Below are 23104 nucleotides of genomic sequence, written 5' to 3'. Positions count from 1 at the left end.
CCCTCCTTACAGTTTCACGCCCGAGAAGGACATGAAGGCCATCGCCATCAGACCCGCGGTGATGAAGGTGATCCCCAGACCTTGCAGGCCGTCGGGAATGTCCGAATATTTCAGCTTTTCGCGAACGCCCGCCATTGCGGTGATCGCCAGTGCCCAGCCAAAGCCCGAAGACAGGCCATAGGTGGTTGCCTCGGCAAAGTTGTAATCCCGTTCCACCATGAACAGCGAACCACCCAGGATGGCGCAGTTCACCGTGATCAGCGGCAGGAAGATCCCCAGCGCGTTGTAGAGCGGCGGGAAATACTTATCCAAAACCATCTCGAGGATCTGAACCATCGCCGCAATCACGCCGATATACGAGATTAGGCCAAGGAAGGTCAGGTCCACATTCGGGAACCCGGCCCAGGACAGCGCACCCGGTTTCAGCAGGTAGTTCAGCAGCAGGTTGTTGGCAGGAACGGTGATGGCCTGCACGACCATGACCGAAATTCCCAGACCCAGCGCGGTCGAGATCTTCTTCGACACGGCGATGAACGTACACATCCCCAGAAAGAAGCTGAGCGCAAGGTTTTCGACAAAGATGGCCTTTACGGCCAGTGAGATCAGACCTTCCATCAGTGGGCCTCTACCTGCTGAATTTTGTATTCACGCTCTTCCACCTGGTTCGGCTTCCATGTGCGGAAGGCCCAGATGATCAGACCGATAATGAAGAACGCTGACGGGGGCAGCAGCAACATGCCATTGGGCACGTACCAGCCGCCGTTGTTGACGGTCTCCAGAATGGTGACACCGAACAGCGACCCGGCACCGAACAGTTCACGAATGAAGCCCACCAGCAGCAGGATCAGGCCGTAGCCCATACCGTTGCCCATGCCGTCGATAAAGGACGCAACCGGAGGGTTCTTCATCGCAAATGCCTCGGCACGGCCCATCACGATACAGTTGGTGATGATCAAGCCGACGAAAACCGACAGGGTTTTCGAGATCTCAAACGCATAAGCTTTGAGGATCTGGTCCACTAGGATCACCAGCGAGGCGATGATCACCATCTGCACGATGATCCGGATCGAGCCGGGAATCTGGTTGCGCAGGCACGAGATGAAGAAGGACGAGAACGAGGTCACGAAAATCACCGCCAGCGCCATCACCATCGACACCTGCAGCGACGAGGTCACCGCCAGCGCAGAACAGATGCCCAGCACCTGCAAGGTAATCGGGTTGTTGTCGACAAGCGGGTCGACCAGCATCTCTTTCTTGGTCTGGGACATCAGAGCTCTCCTGCTTGCAGTTTGGCCAGAAACGGTGCGTAGCCCGCATCGCCCATCCAGAATTTCACCAGGTTATCGACACCGACCGAGGTCAGGGTCGCCCCGGCCAACGCGTCGATATAGAAGTCGGGTCCAGCGGCGGGCTGGGATTTCGACACGGTGATTTGCAGATCACCATTATCGTCACGCAGCTTTTTACCGTTCCACAGCGCCTTCCAGCGCGGGTTGTCCACCTCGGCCCCAAGGCCGGGGGTCTCACCGTGCTGATAGAATTGCAGGCCGTAAATGTCGTTGCCGTTATTCTCCAAAGCGATAAAACCGTAAAGCGTGGACCACAGGCCATAGCCGTGCAGCGGCAGGATAACCTTGTCCAACGCGCCAGCGTCGTCACGAAGCAGGTAGATCACGCGGTAGTTCGACTTGCGGCCGATACCTGCGGGATCATCGTCCAGCGCGACGCTCAGCTCGGGGTCGCTTGCAGCAGCGATATCGTCGAACGTGGCCGGGTCGAACTGATCATCCACAAACTCACCGGTCGCCAACTCCAGCACATGAGGCTCAAACGCGGCGAAGGCTTCGGTCACGTCGATGCCAGGCTCATAAACGCCCGCCACCTGCAAAACGTTGACCTGCTTGTCCTTCAGACGGTTGGTCTCCTGCACCGGGCGCAAGCTAACGGCGGCTGCGGAAACGACCATCGAGGCGACCAGACAGACAGCAACCGCGATGATAATTGTCTTGCCGACAGAGTCCGGCGAAGCTGCCAGGAACTTGGCGATCGCGCCCTTAGGGGCCTCGTTTTGATCTGGGGATTGCGTATCAGACATGGCGACGCGCCCTCCGTTTGATGTTGGCTTGGACGACGAAATAGTCGATCAGCGGAGCAAAGACGTTGCCGAACAGAATGGCCAGCATCATGCCTTCGGGGAAAGCCGGGTTGATGACACGGATCATCACAACCATGATACCGATCAGCGCGCCGTAGATGTAGCGGCCCATGTTGGTGTGGCTGGCTGAAACCGGCTCGGTCACCATGAAGGCCAGACCGAAGGCATACCCACCGATGACCACGTGCCAGTACCAAGGCATCGCGAACATCGGGTTCGTGTCCGAACCAATGAGGTTCAGCAGCAAGGTAAAGCCGATCGTGCCTGCTAGACAGCCGACAATCAGGCGGTAGTTGGCGATCCGCGTAGCCAACAGGAAGGCCAGACCGATCATACAGGCCAGCGTCGAAGTTTCACCAAAGCTGCCCTGGATCGAGCCGAAGAACGCATTCCACCAGGTGATGCCATCAGCGGCCAGAGCCTGAAAGCCCTGCGACGCGGAGACGGAAAGCGCGGTTGCGCCCGAGAAGCCGTCAACCGGCGTCCAGACCGTGTCACCGGACATGCTCGCCGGATAGGCAAAGTACAGGAACGCCCGACCGACCAGAGCCGGGTTCAGGAAGTTCTTGCCGGTGCCACCAAATACTTCTTTCCCGATCACGACGCCAAAGATGATGCCCAAAGCTACCTGCCACAAAGGCGCAGTCGCAGGCATGATCAGCGTGTAAAGCATTGAAGTAACAAGGAAACCCTCATTCACTTCGTGGCCCCGCACGGTGGCAAAAATGACCTCAAAGATACCACCCGCGACGAGCGTCACGATGTAGATCGGCAGGAAATAGGTCAGCCCGTGCATCACATTGGCAAAGACGCTGGAGGGATCCAGCGAGATACCAAACATCTGCAGCAGAGCAATCCGCCAGCCGGTAGCCGATTCAAGCCCAAGCAGCGCAATGGCCGAGTTCGCCTGATAGCCGGTATTGTACATCCCCCACAGAATACAGGGGATCGTCGCGATCACGACGTAGGTCATGATCCGCTTCATGTCTATATACGACCGAGCATGCGGCGCGGCGGTGGTTACAGTTTTCGGAGTGTAGATAAAGCTTTCCACCATCTCGTAGATGGGGAAGTACTTCTCGTACTTGCCGCCCTTGGTAAAGTTTGGCTCGATCCGATCAAAGAAGCTGCGCAAACCCATTTGGATCAGCCCTCCTTTTCAATCTTGGCAAGGCAGTCGCGAAGCGCCAGCCCATATTCATATTTCGCCGGACAGGCAAAACCGACAAGGCCCAGATCCTCTTCGTCCAGCTCCAGTGCACCCAGTGCCTGAGCGGTATCGGTGTCCATCACCAGCAAGGCCCGCAGCAGCTGCGTGGGCAGGTAATCCTGCGGCATCAGCCGTTCGAACACGCCCGTCGGTACCATCGCGCGACGGCCACCGTTGAGGTTGCTGGTCAGATTATACAGCTTGTTGGACAATGCCGAACCCAGAACCGGTTGGACCGAGTATTTCGACGGCATCGGACGAATCCAGCCCATCGGAATCTGATCGTGGTCTTCCCGGATGATGGTGATCTGACGCGCGAACCGGCCCAGATAGGCGGTCGGCCCTTCGGCCTGAGTGCCCGACAGAACCGAGCCCGAAATGATCCGGGGTGTTCCGTCCAAGTTAATCTCATCCTTCGTCAGCTCATCTGTCGACGCACCCATGGCGGTGCGGATCAAACGCGGCTGACGTGCGCCCGGTCCGGACAACGCGATCACGATATTCGGGTCCAGATGGCCCGACTGCATCAGGCGACCAATTGCGATGACGTCCTGATATCCGATGGTCCAAACCTGTTTGTCGCCTGCGAGCGGCTCCAGGAAATGGATGTGAGTACCCGCCAGACCGGCAGGATGCGGACCTGCGAAGGCCGCCGCTTCCACTCCGGCAAACTCTGCGCCGGGGATTGCGTCGCCATCCTTGTGGCACAGGTAGGTCTTGCCATCCGACAGCTTGGCTACTGCCGCCAGACCTGCGGCAAAGGCTTCTCCTGCATCAGCGATGATCACTGCGGCATCAGCGGCCAGCGGCTCGCTATCCATCGCTGTTACAAAGATCGCCGCCGGTTTGGTGCCAGGGGCCGGCATCTTCGAATAGGGCCTTGTGCGGAACGCCGTCCAAAGACCGGCGGCGCAGAGTTTCTCTGCCACGCCCTCGGCCGTGTCGCCATTGCCCACGCCCGAGAAATCAACGCCCGCGTCATTCGGGTCGGAGATTTCGATCACAACGCTTTGCAAAACGCGGCGCGCACCCCGGTTGATCTGAATGACCTTGCCGGTCATCGGGGCAACCATCATCGCCTCGGGGACGTCCTTGTGGCAGAACAGCGGAGTGCCACGCTGCACCTCATCGCCTTCCTGCACCAGCATACGGGGCTTCAACCCCAAATAGTCGCCGCCCAAAGCCGCAACCTGGCTGAATTCCGGCCCTGGCTGGATCGTTTGATCCGGGGCACCCTCGATCGGCAATTCCAGCCCTTTTTTCAGTTTGAAAGTTTGCATCTCGCTACTGTCTTCCAAGCCTCTCTCCTGCGCCAGCTATCATCGCCCAATTGGAAGAGGCATCTGATAGCGCGGATGATAAACCGACCGGGTCGCAAAGAGCTATTTGCTAGTCGGAATCCGCAGGCGTGTGTCTGATGTCGGTCCTTTACGCGCCGACGACCAGAAACGCAAACCCGTTAGGCTCGAAATTATCTATTGTTTGTCACTTTGTCTTAATCGAATGTTCATATTGGCGCTAACACACCGATATTTTGCCGGTCGCACCTCTGCCGCATCCGGTGTAAGCAACAAAAATGAGCATGACCCACGACCTTGATATCTTCCTTGTGGCAACACCGGGCCTGGAAACCCCGCTCTGCGCCGAGGCCACGCAGCACGGATTCGCAGGCGCACGTATCGTGCCGGGCGGCGTCAGCTGTACGGGCGATTGGTCAGAGGTCTGGCGGGCCAATCTTGTCCTGCGTGGTGCCAACAAGGTTCTGGTGCGCATCGGCAGCTTTCCTGCCGTCCATCTGGCCCAACTGGATAAACGCGCGCGTAAGTTCCCATGGTCTGACTTCCTGCGCCCCAATGTTCCCGTCAAGGTCGAAGCCACCAGCCGAAAGTCCCGCATTTACCATGCCGGGGCCGCGCGCCAGCGTATTGAGGGCGCAATCTCTGACACCCTGGGCGCACCGATTTCTCCCGAGGCCGATCTGCGCGTTCTGCTGCGCATCGAAAAGGATCTCTGCACGCTGTCGATCGACAGCTCAGGCGAGCCGCTGCACAAGCGCGGCCACAAAACCGCTGTCGCCAAAGCCCCCATGCGCGAGACCATGGCCGCTATGTTCCTGCGCGAATGCGGGTTCGAGGGGACGGAGCCGGTTCTCGATCCTATGTGCGGCTCGGGCACCTTTGTGATGGAAGCCGCCGAGATCGCCCTTGGGCTGGCGCCGGGACGTTCGCGATCCTTCGCTTTCGAACAGCTATCCGGGTTCGACAAAGCGGCCTGGCAGGCAATGCGGAGCGCGTGCCACCCATCCGAAAGCCCCCTTCAGTTCTACGGCTCCGACCGAAACACAGGCGCTGTCGAGGCCGCCTCTGCCAACGCCGAACAGGCTGGTGTGGCGGAGCACACCCGATTTCAGCATCGTTCAGTCAGCGATATCAAACCACCCCCCGGCCCCGCTGGTTTGGTCATCGTGAACCCACCATACGGTGCACGGATCGGTGACGAAAAACGTCTGCGGTCGCTATACGGCAGCCTTGGCAAAACGCTGACGAACCGCTTCCAGGGTTGGCGCGTCGGTGTAATCACCAGCACCCCTGCCCTCGCCCGCGCGACGCGCCTGCCTTTTCTGCCGACTGGTCCGTTCGTCGATCACGGCGGCACGAAAATTCGCCTGTATAGAACCGAGATACTGCAATAGTGCATTCATCCCAACTCAGCAGAACGCGCCAGGACTTTTCCAATTTCGCCCTCAAGAATCCCCCTTGCGCATCCCAACCCACGCGTATAGACCCGCCGCCACGGTCGGAGTGTAGCTCAGCCTGGTAGAGCACTGTCTTCGGGAGGCAGGGGTCGGAGGTTCGAATCCTCTCACTCCGACCAGTTATCACAATAACCACATAATATTGCCCCGATAACTTTTATTTAATTTCAATTTCCTATTGTTTTACGCAGCGCCCGGATAGCAAAAAAGAAGCCATCTTAAGTTATGAAAAATATTTCTCAGTGCAGCTCACCTCACAATTGAAATCTGCACTATTGTCGAACGCATAGCTTTAAGGCGATTTCCCTCGCCCAAAGATGGCTGGTTCTGTAAGTCTGAATCTGCCAGACTTTTTATTTATAGACTACTACTTAATCGGCACCAAGACATCCAAATCATCGATTTGTTGCCTCGGCATCTGCCGGATCGCGCATGTTCAACACACCGTTCAGGTCACGCCCAACGGCATCTGGCAAGCGCGGCGGGCGTGAACCAGTTGGCGGCACCAGATGAGCATCGAAGACGGAGCCGTCTGTTTCGGTGCGAACCTGACTGTTGACCCGGTATATTTTCACGTCATGGCAGCCTGTGCGCAGGGTGATGTCATTCTCACCGCAATGCGCTTCAGGCCGCAAAAGCAACCGTGCGCGCGCCATCCCGCCCATAAGAACGACCTCGACAGCGGAGAGCGTTGATAGGGCGGCGCATGCTCCTCTCCGACCAATGTGATGGGCCCCTCATACCCACGCTCGCCTAGATCAGCGCAGACCTAAAACCCGGCCTTCCTGGCGCCAATAGCCACGAGGTGCTTCATCGCCTAACGCAAACCTGCAGTGGCTTTCTGCATCGCCAGGATCAACGCGTCGCGTTTCGCCGAAAGCTCGGCTGGGCTTTGCCCGCGGGCCTCGTCGCGCACGCCGTCGATCAAGGTGCGCGAAACAACGTCATCCAGATGCACCTGTCCCAGATCATCCCACCAGCTGTTAAACGTGTCGGAGAAATGATCGCAAAACGCCTGAAGCCCGCCTGCGCCCGCTCCTAGATTGAACAACATGGTTGGCCCCATCGCGGCCCAACGCAGGCCCGGGCCGGCCCAGACCGCCTTGTCCACGTCCTCGACGCTCGCCACGCCTTCGACCACCAATGAAATCGCCTCACGCCATATTGCGGCTTGCAGGCGGTTCGCGACGTGGCCGTTCTTTTCCTTGTTCACCCGGATGGTAACCTTGCCCACAGCTTCGTAAAACCGTTCGGCCCCGTCCACTGCCGCCGGGTCGGTCAGGTCATTGCCCAGGATTTCCACCAGCGGGATCAGGTGGGGCGGATTGAACGGGTGCCCCAGCACGAAGCGTGCGGGATCTTTCCAGCCTCCTTGCATCTGGCTCAGCATCAGGCCCGAGGCCGAACTGGCGACAATGGCCTGCGGGTCCAGAACTGGCTCGATCTCGGTAAAGGTAGCGTGTTTGATGGGCAGGCGTTCAGGCACGTTTTCTTGGACGAACGCGGCTCCGGCGACCGCCTTGACGGCACTGTCGTGAAAGCTGATCGCGTCAGGGGCGCCGTTCTCGGTCAGTCCCAGCTCGGTCAGGGTTGGCCAGGCCATCTCGACATAGTCGCGCACCTGCTTTTCCACCTCCGACGCCGGATCGAACACAGAGACCGAACGTCCAGAAGCCAAGAAAAGCGCCGCCCAGCTGGCCCCGATGACACCACCACCAAGGCAGGCCGTATGTGCAAATTCCATCAGAACAATCCCGGATTTAGGGGCGAGGCAGCAGTCATGCCGCCATCGACCGTGAAACATTCGCCAGACACGTAAGCCGACTGATCCGAGGCCAGCCAACTTACCATGTTGGCAATGTCGGCGGGTTCCCCGAACCGGCCCACCGGGTGGCGGGCCAATGCGTCGGCCATGGCTTTCTCAGGGTCTTTTGCCAAGGCAAACCCGTCCTCGGCCATCTCCGTCATGATCCAGCCCGGGCGGATCGCGTTGCAGCGTACTTTTGGCCCGTGATCAACGGCAATCGAGCGGGTCAGCCCGTGAACAAAGGCCTTGGACGCATTGTAAAGCGCCATGCTTGGGTCCGCGACCATGCCAGAGATTGACCCAATATTGATGATGTTGCCGCCATGTTCGGCCATATCCAACAAGGCCTCGCGGCACATGTTGAACACGCCTTTGCAGTTCACGTTCATCACCAGATCCCAATCGTCATCATCGCTGTCGGCCACGGTCTTTTCGACCTGAACGCCGGCGTTGTTGACCAACAAGGTGACGCGACCGAATGCGTTGTTTGCGGCTTTGATCAGCATCGCCGCATCGCCGGATTTCGACACATCCGCCGTGACCCAAACCACCGTGTCCGGCATGTCCTCAGGCCGGGCGCCACGTCCGCATGTGACCACATCAAAACCGTCTGCCAACAGCTGGTTCACAATGGCCCGGCCAATCCCCCGGCTTCCGCCGGTAACAATCGCGCAATTATCCATGGGCGATCATCACATGTCTGACGGCGGTGTAGGCATCGAGCGCAAAAACGCTCATATCACAACCTGTTCCCGAAGATTTCATCGCCGCCCAGGGCATCTCCGGGGTCGCGACGCCGTGGGTATTCACCCAGGTAAATCCGTAGCGCAGCTTCGCCGACATCCGCATCGCCCGCCCGGTATTGTTGGTCCAGACCGACGAAGCCAGCCCGAATGGCCCGGCATTGGCAACCCGCAGCGCTTCGTCCTCGTCGCTGAACCGCGAGATCGTAACGACGGGGCCAAAGATCTCGTTGCAGAATACTTCCGCATCATGGGGTACATTGGCGAGAACCGTGGGTTCATAGAAGAAGCCGGGGCCATCGATCAGCCTGCCACCGACGACAACCTCGCAAGTGTCGCGCGCCCGGTCGACAAATCCGGCCACGGTGTTGCGTTGTCCGGCCGAGATGATCGGGCCCATTTCCGTGCCCTCGGCCTTTTGCGCACCAACCTTGATCTGCCCAACCTGATCGAGCACAGCGGCCACGACCTTGTCATAGACAGCATCCTGCACCAGCAGGCGGCAGGGTTGCGCGCAATCCTGACCGGCGTTGAAGAAGGAGCCATAGCGCACGGTTTCTGCAACCGCGTCGATATCGGCGTCGTCAAAGACGATCACGGGGGCCTTGCCGCCCAACTCCAGATGCACGTGGCGGATCTGACGCGAGGCCGCCTTCATCGCCTCGGCCCCGGTCGCATTGGACCCGGTGATCGAAATCGCCTCGGTGCGTGGGTTGTTGATCATCTGGCTGCCGATCTCACGGCCCGAACCGTGCAGCACGTTCACGACGCCATTGGGGGTGATGTCTGCAATCAGCTCGGCGGCCTTCAAGGTGGAAAGTGGCGTGAGTTGAGAGGGTTTCAGCGTCACGGGACAGCCCGCCGCCAAAGGCGCAGCGAGCTTCCAGGCGGCCATCATCAAAGGGTAGTTCCAGGGCGCAATCGCCGCTACCGGTCCGACCGGATCTTTTCGGATCATGCTAGTGTGACCGGCTACGTATTCGCCCGCCGTCACCCCGGTCATAGTGCGCGCGGCACCGGCGAAAAAGCGGAAGGTGTCCAGCGTCAGTGGGGTTTCATCGTTCAGCGCCGAGGGCCAAGGCTTGCCTGCGTCCAGACTTTCCAACTCGGCCAACTCCTCGATGTTGGCTTGGAGGACATCGGCGATATCTGTCAACAGTTGCGACCGCTCCGCCGGGCTGGTCTGCCCAAACGTGTCAAACGCCTCATGCGCGGCGGCAGCTGCGGCGTCTGCTTGTTCCGAGGTGGCGGCATTGACGGCGCAAATCTCTTCTCCGGTTGCCGGGTTCAGGACCGGGATCGCCGCCCCGTCTCCTTCGACAAGCTCGCCATTGATCAACAACTTTGTTTGCATGTGCTCCCCTCCTCAGAATGCGACCTGATCGCCGCCCTTCAGACCCAAACGCGCGCGCGCCTCGGCGGAGGTAGCAACCTGAAGCCCCAAATTTTCGACAATCTCCCGAATTTTGCGAACCTGTTGAGCGCTGGACACAGCTTTCTCTCCGGGTCCGATATATAGGCTGTCTTCCATACCGACCCGCACGTTCCCCCCAAGCAATGCGCTTTGCGTGGTGAACGGTATCTGGTGGCGACCGGCGGCCAGAACCGACCATTCATAGTCATCGCCAAACAGTTTGTTGGCAATGGTGTGCATGTGCATCAAGTTGTCCAGATCGGCCCCCACCCCGCCCAAGATGCCAAAAACCATCTGCACGAAAATCGGCCCTTCGATCCAACCCTGATCAATGATCCACGCCAGGTTATAAAGGTGGCCAAGGTCATAACATTCGAACTCGAAACGCGTACCGTGGCCCTGACCGAGTTCCTTTAGGCAGTATTCGATATCCGCGAAGGTGTTGCGGAAGATGAAATCGCGGGTCATGTCCAGGAATTCAGGCTCCCAGTCATGCTTCCAGTTCGAATACTTGTCCTTCATCGGGAAAATGCCGAAGTTCATCGACCCGATATTCATGCTTGCCATTTCCGGGCTGGCGACCGTCGCGGCGCGCAGGCGTTCTTCGCGAGACATGCCCAACCCACCGCCCGTAGAGACATTCATGACCGCATCTGTCGTCTGTTTGATGCGCGGCAGGAATTCCATGAAAAGGTCGGGGTTCGGGTCGGGCTTGCCGGTTTCCGGGTCGCGCGCATGCAGGTGGATGATCGAGGCGCCGGCCTCGGCGGCCTCGATGCTGGCGGTTGCGATCTCGCTCGGAGTGATTGGCAGGTGCTCCGACATGGTGGGGGTGTGAATGCCGCCTGTAGGGGCGCAGGTGATGATGACGGGCTTGGTCACGTGATTGGCTCCTCGAAGGTCTTAGGGACAACTAAGAGGTGGCGTGGGCTCTCTGGCATGCCCCAGATCGGCTTTCGCCAAGCCATCTCTCCAAACGCGAACAGAGGCATCCCAGCAGCGACCTCCGGCTCTTGAGAGCGCAGCGCTTCTGACATCAAAGTCTCATCTGCTGGACTTGCGCAGACAGTCCGCCGTCCAGTACCCAAAGTTGACCGCTCGCATAGCGGGCCTCGTCCGAGGCGAGCCAGTTGACCAGGTTCGCGATGTCCTCGGGCGTGCCATAGGTGCGCATCGGGTGAACGTCACGCACCGCCTGTTGCAGCTCATCAATCGACTTGCCACCGCCGCCGGACCCGTCGCCGGAAAAGAAGCTTTGCAGCATTGGTGTGTCGATATAGCCCGGGCAGATAGCGTTTACGCGGATACCCTCAGGGCCGTGGTCACAGGCCATGGCGCGGGTCAGCGCATGCACCGCGCCTTTGGTGGCACAATAGGCCGCAAGGCCGGGATCGGCGATGAACCCATCATAGCTGCCAAAATTGATGATGCTGGCCGAAGTGCCGGTTTTCGCCGCCGCGCGCATCAGGGGCAAGGCGTATTTCGATGTCAGGAAGGTTCCGGTGCAGTTTACAGCGAAGCTCTGGTTCCATTCCTCAAGCGTGGTGTCTTCGATGGTCTTCTCGATCTCGATCCCGGCGGCGTTCACCAGAATATCGAGCTTGCCTCCGTCAGCCTCGATCCGCGCCATCGCAGCTTTCACCGAAGCCTCATCTGCCACGTTAATCGCAACAAAACGGCTGCCCTCATCGTCATGTTCGGTCAATGATCCCTGTGGTGTCAGATCGGCGGCATAGACGATGGCCCCTTCGCGCAGAAAGCGCGCGACGATGGCCCGACCAATCCCTCCACGACCACCAGTTACGAGGGCGATTTTTCCCTGTAGTTTCATATCAGTCGTCCTTCTGTGGCGGGAACCGATAACGGCCTGCGGCTTCGGTCCAATCCATATGGTTGCGCACATATTGCTGGCTGGCATCAGAGGGTGGGTTGTAATCCCAATGCTCCCCGGCATCGGCTTCCATCGCTGCATGAAGCGCACGGCGGGATTTCTGGGTAGTGATCACATCTTTGCGCAGCTGGTCGCTGTTCCAGCGGGCCCTGACTTCGGCGGCAAAGCCTGCGGCGGCTTTGGCATAGGCTGGATCAGCAGCGACATTCACCTTCTCGAACGGGTCAACCGACAAGTCAAAAAGCTGCGGTGGATCGATGTCGCAATGGATGTATTTCAGCGGCCCGCGCCGGATCATGAAGACCGGCCAGGGGGTCATTTCGGCGCAGTATTCACCGATCGCCTCGTCCACCGGGTCGAGCTCACCGCGCGCTAGTGGCATTAGTGATCGACCGTCGACCGTTTCGCCAAACATCTCCGGGGTGCCGCCCCCGATATCAACAAAGGTGGGCAACAGATCCAGTAGCGAACAGGCGTTGGGTGCGCGGCCCTTGGCCACCCCTGGCCCGGCCATGATCAAAGGCACGCGAGCCGAGTATTCGAAGAAGTTCATCTTGTACCACAGGCCGCGCTGGCCCAGCATGTCGCCGTGATCTGCAGTGACAATGACGATGGTGTTGTCCAGCTCGCCAATGTCTTCGAGCGTCTTGACGATCTTGCCAACCTGACTGTCGAAGAAGCTGACATTGGCCAGATAGGCATGGCGCGCGCGCCGGACTTCTTCGTCTGTCAGAGGAACATAGCTGGCTTCGATCCCATCCATGACACGACGCGAGAACGGGTCTTGGTCTTCGGGTGACAATGTGAACTCGGGCAGATCGATATCATCATCGTCATAGAGGTCCCACCACTCAGGCTGCGCGACGTAGGGATCATGTGGGTGAATGAAACTGGCGACCATACAGAAAGGCGCTTGCGATCCGTGCGCCCGATCGCGCCCGCGATCTATCAGCCAACGGCGCGCGGCAAAGCCGACCTCGTCGTCATAGTCGGTCTGGAAGGTGGCGACGGCCACGCCGCTTTCCTTGACCGTCTGCATGTTGTGGTACCACTTGTCGATGCGCTCATCATGGGCCTCCCAGTCGGGCGTCCAGGCGAAATCGGACGGGTAGATGTCGGTGGTCACGCGGTCCTGAAACCCGTGTTTCTGGTCGGGGCCGACAAAGTGCATCTTGCCCGACAGGCAGGTGTGATAGCCCAACGTCTTCAGGTAATGCGCGAATGTTGGCACGCTGGCGCGGAATTCGGAGGCATTGTCGTAGGCGGCGATACGGCTGATCAACTGGCCGGACATGAAGGCGAACCGGGAAGGTGCGCAAAGTGGTGAGTTGCAATAGGCCGCATCAAACCGCATCCCGCGCGCGACCAGCGCATCGATATGCGGTGTCTTGGCGACCGGGTGGCCGTATGCCCCGCAAAATTGCGGTGCCAATTGGTCGGCCATCACGACGACGATATTTGGTGTTCTTGGCATAATGCTGTTCCTCCCTGCCTGCCAATATGCGGTGACTGCGCGCGTTCAGTCACGAGCGGGGAGGAGGTTGGAACTGCATTCTTTTGGAAAACTGACTCACCTGGCGGCCCTTTTGTACGCGTCCAGAACAAGACCGTGGAAATGGTGTACCGCATGTTCGGACATGCCCGAGCCATCAGGGTCGTTCACGATGCGGCCCGCGTCGAAGGCTGGAGTGTTCATCCCTTTCTGCACGCTTTCAACGATGTTGATGTCTTCAACCTGTAACACTTCGTCCAGATAGCGGATCGTTTCGACCTCGGCCTCGTTGGGCTCCTTGGTCTCAAGGAAGAAGTCATAGGTTTCCAGCGTCCGGTCGGGGCCTGCAGGGATGATGTTGAGGATGATCATCGACGACCGACCCGGATACCGCATGATGCAGGTATTGGGCCATAGCCACCAAACGGCATGGGTTTTCACCGTGGCATTCGACACGTCATAAGCGCTGTTGGTCGTGTTGCCCGCATCTGCCATGTGACTGGAATAGATGCCGTGCGTGGTCACCTTGTAGGTGTCCATATCGACAAGTTCGCAAAAATCCTTGTGAGCGGTCGGACAGTGGTAACATTCCAGGAAATTGTCGACCACGTTCTTCCAGTTGGACTTGATGTCATAGGTCAGTCGATGAGCAAATGTCAGCTCTTCGATATCCGGCGCCCAGTGGCGGATTTCGGTTTCCAGATCGCCGGACAGCTCCGACAGGGGTGAGGCCTCTCGATCAAGGTTTACATAAACAAACCCACAAAATTCCTCTACCTGCACCTCATCCAGACAAATCTCTTTGGGCTCGAATCCATCCAAATTCTCAGTATGCGGGGCACGCACCAGCTGTCCATCCAACTTGTAAACCCAGGCGTGATAAGGGCACATGATGCGGGTCGTATAACCTTCGCCCGACAAAAGCTGATGGGCGCGGTGTTTGCAGACATTGTAGAACGCACGCAGAACGCCTTCCCGATCACGTACCACAGCTACCGGCTGACCAGCGATCTCGATCGTGACAAAGCTGCCTGGTTTGCGCAGCTTTTCGACATGGCAGACCCATTGCCACGTCTTGGCGATGATCTCGCGCAAGTCCACAGCATGCCAGGCTGGATCCGTATAGGCCTCCGCCCGCAGCGAAAACGAACTGGATGGGTTTTCGTGATAGCCCTTGGAAATATCCGCGAATTGCTGGGACGTTGGCTGTTCAGTCATTGCGGGCGTCTCCTGTGAACAAAACCCTGCCGAGTGACTCGGTCAGAGGTATAGGATTGCGTCTCTCACACATGACCAATGTGCACAGATCGCCGTCTACTTAACTTTATTCGCCACCCGCCTATCGGTCTTGCGGTGCATGGGCCAGGCTCGAAATTCAAAAGGAACGCGGCCTTCCACCCGATCATTGCGCGGTGACAGCCCAAACCGTTCGCGGTATGCGCGGCTGAAATGAACCTGGCTGGCAAAACCCGAGGCCACCGAAACCTCAAGCAAAGACATATCTGTCTGTGTCACCAGCCCGCGTGCACGGTCCAGCCGGATGTCACGATAATACATGGTTGGAGTTTTCTTGACGTGCCGCGCGAACAGCCGATTCAACTGGCGTTGTGACAGGTTTATGGAATCACATATCTCGGGAATGCTTAGCGGTGTTTCCAGGTTCTGCTCCATCAACGCTATCGCCCGTTTGACCGCTGTGGGGGCCAGTTGACCCATCGGCTCGGCCAGTCCCGAACTTTGCATAGCGCCTTGGGGGCGCACGGTCTGGTGAAAAACGTATCGTGCTGCCGCATTGGCTAGAGCGTCGCCCTTGGTGCCCTTGATGATATGCAAGGCAAAATCCAAGGCTGCCGCGCCGCCGCAACAGGTGATGCGGGCCTTGTCGAATACGAACAACTCCTCACTGACCTCGACATTGGGATAGAGCTCTTTCATCGCGTCGATATGCTCATAGTGCACCGTGGCCCGACGCCCCTTGAGCAAACCAGCTTCGGCGAGGATGAAAGCCCCGGTGTCCAGCCCGCCCAGCGTGCTCCCTTGACCGGCCCAACGCCATAGCGACGTATGAAGCGGGGTTGAGTTGTAGGCTTCCGGCGCCCAACTGGAAGAGACGATCACGAAATCCTTGCGCCCTTCCTGAATCTCGGCCAGCGCAATCGTGTCGATGGTCATGCCGTTGCTTGCAGTGCAAGGACCACCGTGCAGAGATGCGATCTGCCAATGAAAACGTGCCTTGCCTTCGAGATAGTTTGCGGCGCGAAACGGGTCGATGAAACCCACTGTCGCCGCCATGTTGAAGTTTGGCGTTACAAGGACAAGAAGTGTCAGAATGTTGTTTGGTTGAGACGCCATAAGGCCATCTAGGTTAAATTGGCGTCGGGATTGGTCAATACTATCATTTTCGATCAGGACCAACATGTTTCGTCTGTTAGTCGAGGTTTAAAGAATGCCTGTTGGTCGAATTCGCATTCGGCTCAGTCGGACAAGAAGTATTTCTGCCTAGGTGCCAGCGATCTGAAAGGCCGCTTTTCTCAAATCGGCACAGGCTGGTTGGGGCTCAAAGGGTCTGTTCAGACTCAGCGCAGAGAGTAGTGAATCGATCCTTCTATCGAATTTTCACGACATCATTGTTAGTCTTTGAGCATTAACGCACCGGGCAGCGATTTTGCTAACGTTGTCATCCATCAAAAATTCCGCAAACTTCGCGAAAGTACACACATGTGCGAACGACTCGGCAGACCTGAGATGACATGCTAGGTCGCCGGTTTTTCTAGCGTATGAGAGCCAAGTACAATTGATGGCCCGTGAGATTAACCACCACAATGCGAAGTGGTTCGGCACCGAATGGGATGGCAGGATGCGCTACCACAAGATCACTCCTTTTGGCCGCGATGATGACAGGTCGGAGTTCTTCAACTTTGTCGAGGCGTGGTGGTAACTCGAAGTAGATCCCCGAAGAAAGCGACAGACGAAAACAACTTTCCAATCAGGCTGCATGTAAGAGTTCATGAGAAACGATACGGCCAAAGGGATCAAAACTGGCTTTGAATGCAAAAGCCCCGCGCAATCTCCGCGCGGGGCCTTTTGATTTCTGATGTTTAGTCTAGTTCCCAGCCGAAACCGAGCCGATCGACCAGAACATCGTCTCGCCCGAGGCATCATCGACGCCGTCATTGTCGGTCATAACGAATGCCTCGCCCGAAGGCAGGATGGCCAGACCTTCGATCTTGTCCAGTACGTAGCCGCCAGTCGAAGTCAGGTCGGGCAGCAAGTCACGGACCTCTTCCTTACTGACCACGGGCAGCTCACCACCCAGCGGGGCCGGGGTCATTTCAGACAGCGGGATGCGGTATATTTTCTTGGTGACTGCACGGTGGTCGTGCTGGTTGTCGCGTTCGATGACATAAACATGGTCACCGAATGCGGTGATCTCCGACAGACCTACCCAACCAGTTTCCGGGTCAGCTTTAGGATAGTGCACTGCGCCCCATTCCTTGGTTTCAAGGTTATAGGCGACAAGTTTCACGTGGTTTTTGGGGTCGTCCTTCCATTCGCGCTGAACTGCCATCCACAGGGTGTCTCCAACCTTGGTTATGCCTTCGAACCCGAAGCGTTTTTCGACGGCCATCAGTTCCGGCGGCAGGCCGATCTCACCCTTGCGGTCCTTGATCTTGCCTTCGGCCGAGACATGGTAGATGGCGTGGGGGATGACGCGGTCGGTTCGGCCTTCAGAGGCGACATAGAAGCCACCCTTGCCATCCAGCGTGATACCTTCCAGATCCAGCTTTTGCGCCGGGTTGCCGTCCTGACGGCTGATGCGAACGACGTCCACGATGCGGGCCGGGGTCTGGCTGGGGTCGATTTTGAAGATCGAAGGCTGGAAGCCGTAGAAGCTGTCATTAACCGCGTAGATGATGCCATCCTCATCTGCGACCAGACCGGACAGGGCACCCCATCCGATCAGCTCATCCGCGCCTTCCGAGGTAAGATGTGGATAAGCGGCGGGCGCATCCTGATACTCAAAGATCGACACATGCGCACGCGGGCCGCCGTCTTCGATCAGATCTTTTTCATTGGCCGAGACCAGCAGATTGCGCTCGGGGATTGCCACATAGCCTTCCGGCCCAACGCCCGACGGCAGCAGCTGTTTCAGAACCGGGTTGGCCGGATCGGTGGCGTCGTAGACCCCAACGACCGAGGCGCGCTCGGCGCCCACAAAGATCATTGGCATGCCACCAAAAGTCGCTGCGGTTACACTTTCTGGTTCTACACCTTTGGCATCAGATCGTTTGTCGGGATAGTGCCCGATCTGGACGATGGCTTTCTCAAAATCGGTACCGTTCTCGTAAACAACGGTGCCGTCCTTGTGGAAGATCGTCCAGCCGCGCGAGCCGCCTTCGTAGTCACCTTCGTTGGCGGTGGCGAAATGGTTGTCGTCGATCCACTTCACCGCATCAGGCTCGCGCAGGCGACCCTCTTGGCTTTCGGTGAAGATCAGCGCGCCTCGCTCGTCCGTGGCGTCAATACCTTCCAGATCAACCGCGCCAGCCGAAAAATGGCTGACTACGTTCCCGTCCTTGTCAACAACCGCGATGTGGTTGTTTTCCTGCAGGGTGATGACGGTTTCGCCCAGACCATTGATGTCAACGAATTCCGGCTCGGGGTCAGTTGGGGCAACTTCGGCCAGACCAGTCAGCGAGGCCACCTTCATGCCAGAGCATTCCAGCGCGCCATCTTTCAGCGGCACCAGTGCCAGCGATCCGGCAGGGAGTTGCGGGATGACGCCGTCGTTCAGGTCTTCGTCGCGTTCGTTTTCGATCGCCACGGCGACAAAGCTGCCATCTGGGGCAATCGCAACGCTGTCGGGTTGACCGCCCAGATCACAGGCGCCGGTTTCCGCCTTGCCTGCGATATCGACCGAGATCAGTTTGCCCGACGGGGCGGTGTAGCTTTCCGAAGTGTTCACGCCCACAAAAGCCGTCCCACCAACGATCCCAACTGACGTCGGCTCGCCGCCCACTTCCATCGCGCCCAGAGGTGCCGGGTTCGCTGGGTCGGTGATGTCGACCATGCCGATTTCACCTAACGGGCTATCTGTATAGACCAACGTCATCCCGTCTGCAGTCGCAGCAATGATCTCGGGTGAGGTCTCACGTTCGGTATCAGTTCCCTCGGCCATATTCTTAACGACGGGGAAAGAAGCAATTCGGTTGAAATTCATTTCTGCCGAAGCCTGGCCGGCGGTCAGGGCAAGGGCAGATGTCAGGCAGACAAAACGCAACGACATCAGGTGGTATCCTCTCTCACTTGTATAAGAAGGGGATGAACGCGGGTCATTGCGGTTTTGTGACGGTTTGGATTCAGTTTGGTGACAACCGCAAAAAAGGTAGGTCGCATCGTATTCAGTAACCAATTCGAAAACCGTCAGATCAAAGGTAGTGTCGCAAGTATTCAGCGTTTTTAACCGAGGCGAGATACTCGTGTTGGTCGCGTCCCGTGCTTCGACACGAGCCAACTGTGGCAAACTCGTTCAGGCGCGAACCTCCTGTCGCTGTGTCCTTATTTCCCATACGGATTGTCCCTTGGATAAGTCGCGTGGGGATGATCTATTCAGAGCACAAAGTCACGTATGCTGTAATCTGCACAGATTTCTGCATGATTCAGGAAACAAACATGGAACTGGAGCCATACGAGCCAAAGCTGTCGTTAGAGTTTCCGAAATTCGATGTCCTTCTTGAGGAATCAACTGAAGTGCATGAGCGTAGGGTAAATTGATCGGCTAGTTGGCAGCAGGTATTTTACGTTTAGTCGCGATGTAAGCGAACTTCTTGTTTCGACGGACCCAGATACGTTGTTGACCAGATCGGCCCGCCTCTGATCAAAAAGGCCGTGGGTTGTTGTTTCGAGCGCTGCGTCGGTCAGGAACAAGTCCAGGGCATAGATCCCCTTCACACCGGGAGCCGCCCAGTCGATAACCTTGAAAAACGCCTGCGCCGGGTTTGTGGTGCGGCTTACGTCAACTCCTTCGCCTACCATTGCCTGCACGCTCTTACATCCTCGGCAGAGGAAATGCGGGCTGAAAACTAAGGTCCATCAGGCTCTCTTCGAAGGGAAACTCCGACAGAAGTTCTACGCCGGTCTCTGTCAACAGCACCTGTTGTTCCAGCTTGACACCCTCATGTCCCCTTTCGTCGCCGATATAGCTTTCGACACAAATGGTCATGCTCGCCTCGATCACACCGTCATAGCTCGCATCGGGTAGGTCGCCACGGTGGTAAAGAAAGGGGAATTCGCCGGTCATCCCGCAGCGATGCGACGACAGGTAGTCGCGGTTGGCATAGTATTTCTCCGGAATATCTCAGGCCTGTTCAGCATAGTTTCGAAAACTCATGCCTGCCCGCAAGAATGACATGTTGTGATACAACTGCTCCAGCGCGGTCTAGTAGAGCGTACGCTGCGCGCCCCGTTAAGGTTTGTCGTAAACTCTGCGGTGTCGCTGTTCTGGCTCAGCCCGCGATTGAGAGCCTTCGGTCTGTCGGATCAGGCCTGTGCCTTGGATCTGGTCACGTCCGACCAGGCGAAGTCCGGCTTACTTGGTTCGCGACCTGCTGCATGAGCAAAATCCCAAAGCACGATTAATGGCCGGCATGCGCTTTTGCTTTCAGTCGGGACACACAGAGAATGCCAAGATTGAGCCCCAAAGCGACAAATGAAACGGTTGTGAAGAATTTCAACTTAGTTCCAGAGCACGACGCGGTTTTAAGGCTTGTCGCGTCTCCGTATCTGTCATCTGGAAAAGGTTTGGGTGGGAGCGCGGGCGCCTAGCAGGTTGGTCAGTTCCGGCTCAATCATGCCATTCGACTGCGTGCTTGAATGCTGCAGTCTTACTCGCATAGTGGACATTCACTACGTTCATCTAAAAATGCCTTGCAGACCCGGGTACTATGATTTGTACGGCAGGCGCAAAGAACGCCTTAAAAACGGCTTTTCGAAAGAAGTAGCAGTCCTTTGATAGGCTTGTGCTGTAACTATTTCAAAACCATTTGATTGGGATTTGCGTCGACTTCTGCAAATGTCTACCTTGCTTCCAACCCCACTTTCGCAAGTAAAGTCAAACCGGTGAGACACCGTTTACATTGAGATAGATCGCGTAAAGGCCGCTTGTTCCGGCCGCAAACAGTCGGTTCAGCTTGGCGCCGCCAAAACATACATTTCCTACCATCTCGGGTATGTGCACCTTGCCGATCAGAACTCCTTGCGGGTTCAGGCAATGAATACCGTCTGCGGCGGAACTCCAGATGCGGCCTTCGCGGTCTGGCCGGAAGCCGTCGAACAGCCCCGCAGAACAATTGGCAAAGACCTCGCCTCCCCTCAGGCTTCTTCCATCGCTGTTGACGCCAAACTTGCGAATATGCGCCGGACCGTCTGGGTTATGGGTGATGCCCGTGTCGGAGATGTAAAGAGCGCTCTCGTCCGGTGAAAAGGCCAAGCCGTTGGGTTTCACGAAGTCGGTGGCGACGGCTGTCACCTCGCGTGATGTCGGATCCACACGAAACACATGGCAGGCCCCGATTTCGCTTTCGGCGCGCTCCCCTTCATAGTCCATCATGATCCCATAGGAGGGATCGGTGAACCAGATCGACCCGTCCGATTTGACAACGACGTCATTAGGAGAGTTCAGGCGCTTTCCCTGCCATGCGTCTGCCAGAATCGTAACAGAGCCGTCATGTTCAGTCCTTGTGACACGCCGGGTCAGATGTTCGCATGACACCAACCGACCCTCGCGATCCACCGTGTTACCATTGGCATTGTTCGAGTGCTGCCGAAACACTGAGACCGAGCCATCGGTGTCATCCCAGCGCATCAAGCGGTTGTTGGGGATGTCAGACCAGACCAAATAGCGCCCGGCGGCAAACCAGGCTGGCCCTTCGGACCAACGGGCGCCGGTCCACAACCGCTCGACTCGCGCGTGGCCGATGAAACAGGCTTCGAACTCTTTTTCGATGACCTCAAATCCGGTGCCGTCCAGAACGCCGTACATCCATTTGCTCCTTTATTTGTCTTTTAGCCGCCGCCGAACCCGTGCGTTCGTGACGTTTTGTCGTCAGGCCGCAGAAGGCCTGACGTAGATTCTCAGCCCTGCAGTTCATTCGGCAGCAAAGCACTCGGCATATTCTGATAGCTGACCGGGCGCAGCCATCGCGCAATGCCGAGCGTACCGACAGAAGTCGCGCGCACGTCGGTACTGGCGGGGTATGGCCCACCATGCATCATCGCCGAGCACACTTCGACACCAGTGGGGAAGCCATTGGCCAACAAACGTCCGGCTTTCTCTTCGAGAATGGGCATTAAGGTACCGGCGAAGTCATGATCTGCGTCATCCATGTGCAGCGTCAGGGTCAGTTGGCCTTCCAGCCCTTCAGCGAGGGCCACCATCTGATCGGTGTCGTCGCACAGAACGATAATGCCAGCCGCACCGAACACTTCGTGCTGCAGTTTTGGGTTCGCCATCCACTGTTTCGCGCTGACTTTGAACAGAGCAGGAAGGGCCGCACGTTTGCCCAAGGCAGAACCGGAGGACGTGACCTCGGTCATCAGGTCACGGAAGGCGCGGACGCCCTGTTCGTATGCATCGAGGATACCGTCGGTCAGCATCTTTTGTTCCGCCGTTTGGTTCAGTGCTGCCACACAGGCGGTTTTTAATGCGTCGGCATCTGGCCCATTTAACATGACCGCGACGCCGGGGTTGGTGCAGAACTGCCCGGCCCCCATGATCAGAGACGCGGCCCAGCCCGCGCCGATCTCTGCCGCACGCTTGTCCATAGCGGCGGGCAGACAGAACATAGGGTTGACCGAGCCAAGCTCGCCGTAAAACGGGATAGGGTTCGGGCGCGCGTGACACAGATCATAGAGCGCCCTGCCCCCAGCCAGCGATCCGGTAAAGCCAACCGCGCGGATATCTGGATGCTGCACAAGGGCCGAGCCGACCTCGCGCCCCGATCCCTGCACGATCTGGAACGTGCCCGTCGGCATATCGCAGACCTCAATCGCCTTGGCGATGGCCTGTGCCACCAATTCGGCGGTACCCGCGTGGGCGCTGTGGCCCTTGACGATCACCGGGCATCCAGCGGCCAAAGCCGAGGCAGTATCCCCGCCCGCCGTTGAAAAGGCGAGCGGGAAGTTCGACGCACCAAAGACGGCCACCGGGCCGATGGCTTTGTGTGTTAGGCGCAGATCAGGACGGGGGAGTGGCGTCCGATCAGGAAGTGCGTCGTCTTTGCGGATATCGAGATACCCGGTCTCTTCGATCAGATCGGCAAACATGCGCAACTGCCCGGTGGTCCGGCCACGCTCGCCCACCAGACGCGCCTCGGGCAGTCCGGTCTCAGCCATGGCGGTCTGGGTAATCTCCTCTCCCAGAACATCCATCTGCTCGACAATCGTGCGCAGGAACGCGGCCCGCTCGGCCCGCGACTTGCCCGCATAAGCACGGAAGTCACGGCGGGCGGCGCGACAGGCCTCGTCGACCTGAGCAGCTGACGCCTGAGCGAAGTTCTGCCCTTCCAGATCATCTGAAGCACGTAGGTTGTCTGAGCCGACCCACTTGCCGTCGATCAGGTTTTGTCCAAGGATCATC

The 23104-nt window shown here is 57.9% G+C and carries 20 protein-coding genes and 1 tRNA gene; 3 read left to right on the top strand and 18 right to left on the bottom strand.

Going from position 1 to position 23104, the window contains the following annotated elements; genetic code table 11:
• Positions 1-6: 6 nt before the first annotated feature.
• From nqrE to ACR3FB_RS22800, 5 genes are read right to left on the bottom strand one after another with little or no spacing between them, the layout of a single operon-like run.
• Positions 7-615: an NADH:ubiquinone reductase (Na(+)-transporting) subunit E gene (gene nqrE / locus ACR3FB_RS22820; protein ID WP_170377273.1), complete on the bottom strand. Its 609-nt coding sequence runs from the start codon at positions 613-615 to the stop codon at positions 7-9.
• Positions 615-1268: an NADH:ubiquinone reductase (Na(+)-transporting) subunit D gene (locus ACR3FB_RS22815; RefSeq protein WP_152460184.1), complete on the bottom strand. Its 654-nt coding sequence runs from the start codon at positions 1266-1268 to the stop codon at positions 615-617. The genes nqrE and ACR3FB_RS22815 overlap by 1 nt, the downstream gene beginning before the upstream one ends.
• Entirely contained in the window at positions 1268-2095 is an 828-nt protein-coding gene (locus ACR3FB_RS22810; protein ID WP_170554954.1) for a Na(+)-translocating NADH-quinone reductase subunit C, read from the bottom strand. The genes ACR3FB_RS22815 and ACR3FB_RS22810 overlap by 1 nt, the downstream gene beginning before the upstream one ends.
• Complete coding sequence (locus ACR3FB_RS22805) at positions 2088-3296, bottom strand: NADH:ubiquinone reductase (Na(+)-transporting) subunit B (protein ID WP_480565632.1); 1209 nt, start codon at positions 3294-3296, stop codon at positions 2088-2090. Before ACR3FB_RS22805 ends, ACR3FB_RS22810 begins: the two co-directional genes overlap by 8 nt.
• 5 nt (positions 3297-3301) lie before the next feature.
• Positions 3302-4645, bottom strand: a complete 1344-nt coding sequence (locus ACR3FB_RS22800) for a Na(+)-translocating NADH-quinone reductase subunit A (RefSeq protein ID WP_480565631.1) — start codon at positions 4643-4645, stop codon at positions 3302-3304.
• Positions 4646-4941: 296 nt separating this feature from the next.
• Here ACR3FB_RS22800 and ACR3FB_RS22795 point away from each other — a divergent pair, with 296 nt between their 5' ends.
• Both ACR3FB_RS22795 and ACR3FB_RS22790 read left to right on the top strand, forming a co-directional pair.
• A complete protein-coding gene (locus ACR3FB_RS22795; protein WP_480565630.1) occupies positions 4942-6057 on the top strand; it encodes a THUMP domain-containing class I SAM-dependent RNA methyltransferase in 1116 nt (371 codons plus the stop codon).
• Positions 6058-6162: 105 nt separating this feature from the next.
• A tRNA-Pro gene (locus tag ACR3FB_RS22790) sits at positions 6163-6239 on the top strand.
• A gap of 276 nt (positions 6240-6515) precedes the next feature.
• Here the strand turns inward: ACR3FB_RS22790 and ACR3FB_RS22785 are convergent.
• The 9 genes from ACR3FB_RS22785 to ACR3FB_RS22745 all read right to left on the bottom strand — a co-directional run bounded on the left by ACR3FB_RS22785 (position 6516) and on the right by ACR3FB_RS22745 (position 15819).
• Positions 6516-6785, bottom strand: coding sequence for a hypothetical protein (locus tag ACR3FB_RS22785; protein ID WP_480565629.1), 270 nt, complete (start codon positions 6783-6785; stop codon positions 6516-6518).
• 152 nt (positions 6786-6937) lie between these two features.
• Complete coding sequence (locus ACR3FB_RS22780) at positions 6938-7864, bottom strand: 3-hydroxyacyl-CoA dehydrogenase NAD-binding domain-containing protein (protein WP_480565628.1); 927 nt, start codon at positions 7862-7864, stop codon at positions 6938-6940.
• Positions 7864-8610: an SDR family NAD(P)-dependent oxidoreductase gene (locus ACR3FB_RS22775; protein WP_480565627.1), complete on the bottom strand. Its 747-nt coding sequence runs from the start codon at positions 8608-8610 to the stop codon at positions 7864-7866. The genes ACR3FB_RS22780 and ACR3FB_RS22775 overlap by 1 nt, the downstream gene beginning before the upstream one ends.
• Positions 8603-10024, bottom strand: a complete 1422-nt coding sequence (locus ACR3FB_RS22770) for an aminobutyraldehyde dehydrogenase (protein ID WP_480565626.1) — start codon at positions 10022-10024, stop codon at positions 8603-8605. Before ACR3FB_RS22770 ends, ACR3FB_RS22775 begins: the two co-directional genes overlap by 8 nt.
• Before the next feature lie 12 nt (positions 10025-10036).
• On the bottom strand, positions 10037-10966 hold the full coding sequence (gene kce / locus ACR3FB_RS22765; protein WP_480565625.1) for a 3,5-dioxohexanoate:acetyl-CoA acetone transferase: 930 nt from the start codon (positions 10964-10966) through the stop codon (positions 10037-10039).
• A 154-nt stretch (positions 10967-11120) separates the two neighbouring features.
• Complete coding sequence (locus tag ACR3FB_RS22760) at positions 11121-11915, bottom strand: SDR family NAD(P)-dependent oxidoreductase (RefSeq protein ID WP_480565624.1); 795 nt, start codon at positions 11913-11915, stop codon at positions 11121-11123.
• A gap of 1 nt (position 11916) precedes the next feature.
• On the bottom strand, positions 11917-13449 hold the full coding sequence (gene betC / locus ACR3FB_RS22755; RefSeq protein WP_480565623.1) for a choline-sulfatase: 1533 nt from the start codon (positions 13447-13449) through the stop codon (positions 11917-11919).
• Between the two features lie 96 nt (positions 13450-13545).
• Positions 13546-14685: an aromatic ring-hydroxylating oxygenase subunit alpha gene (locus tag ACR3FB_RS22750; RefSeq protein WP_480565622.1), complete on the bottom strand. Its 1140-nt coding sequence runs from the start codon at positions 14683-14685 to the stop codon at positions 13546-13548.
• Positions 14686-14781: 96 nt separating this feature from the next.
• A complete protein-coding gene (locus ACR3FB_RS22745; RefSeq protein WP_480565620.1) occupies positions 14782-15819 on the bottom strand; it encodes a GlxA family transcriptional regulator in 1038 nt (345 codons plus the stop codon).
• Positions 15820-16264: 445 nt separating this feature from the next.
• Here ACR3FB_RS22745 and ACR3FB_RS22740 point away from each other — a divergent pair, with 445 nt between their 5' ends.
• Positions 16265-16405 (top strand): hypothetical protein, encoded by a 141-nt coding sequence (locus ACR3FB_RS22740; protein ID WP_419739180.1) that lies wholly within the window; start codon positions 16265-16267, stop codon positions 16403-16405.
• A gap of 165 nt (positions 16406-16570) precedes the next feature.
• On the opposite strand, the gene ACR3FB_RS22735 is transcribed toward ACR3FB_RS22740, so the two are convergent.
• The 4 genes from ACR3FB_RS22735 to ACR3FB_RS22720 all read right to left on the bottom strand — a co-directional run bounded on the left by ACR3FB_RS22735 (position 16571) and on the right by ACR3FB_RS22720 (position 23103).
• Positions 16571-18754, bottom strand: coding sequence for an esterase-like activity of phytase family protein (locus ACR3FB_RS22735; protein ID WP_480565618.1), 2184 nt, complete (start codon positions 18752-18754; stop codon positions 16571-16573).
• 762 nt (positions 18755-19516) lie between these two features.
• Entirely contained in the window at positions 19517-19768 is a 252-nt protein-coding gene (locus ACR3FB_RS22730; protein ID WP_480565616.1) for a hypothetical protein, read from the bottom strand.
• 810 nt (positions 19769-20578) lie between these two features.
• Positions 20579-21508, bottom strand: a complete 930-nt coding sequence (locus ACR3FB_RS22725) for an SMP-30/gluconolactonase/LRE family protein (RefSeq protein WP_480565612.1) — start codon at positions 21506-21508, stop codon at positions 20579-20581.
• A 92-nt stretch (positions 21509-21600) separates the two neighbouring features.
• Positions 21601-23103, bottom strand: coding sequence for an aldehyde dehydrogenase (NADP(+)) (locus ACR3FB_RS22720; RefSeq protein WP_480565611.1), 1503 nt, complete (start codon positions 23101-23103; stop codon positions 21601-21603).
• Position 23104: the final 1 nt, after the last annotated feature.

The sequence above is a fragment of the Ruegeria sp. AO1 genome (assembly GCF_056535985.1).
The sequence above is the reverse complement of the archived record's forward strand: the minus strand, read 5'-3'. Positions and strand labels throughout refer to the sequence as shown.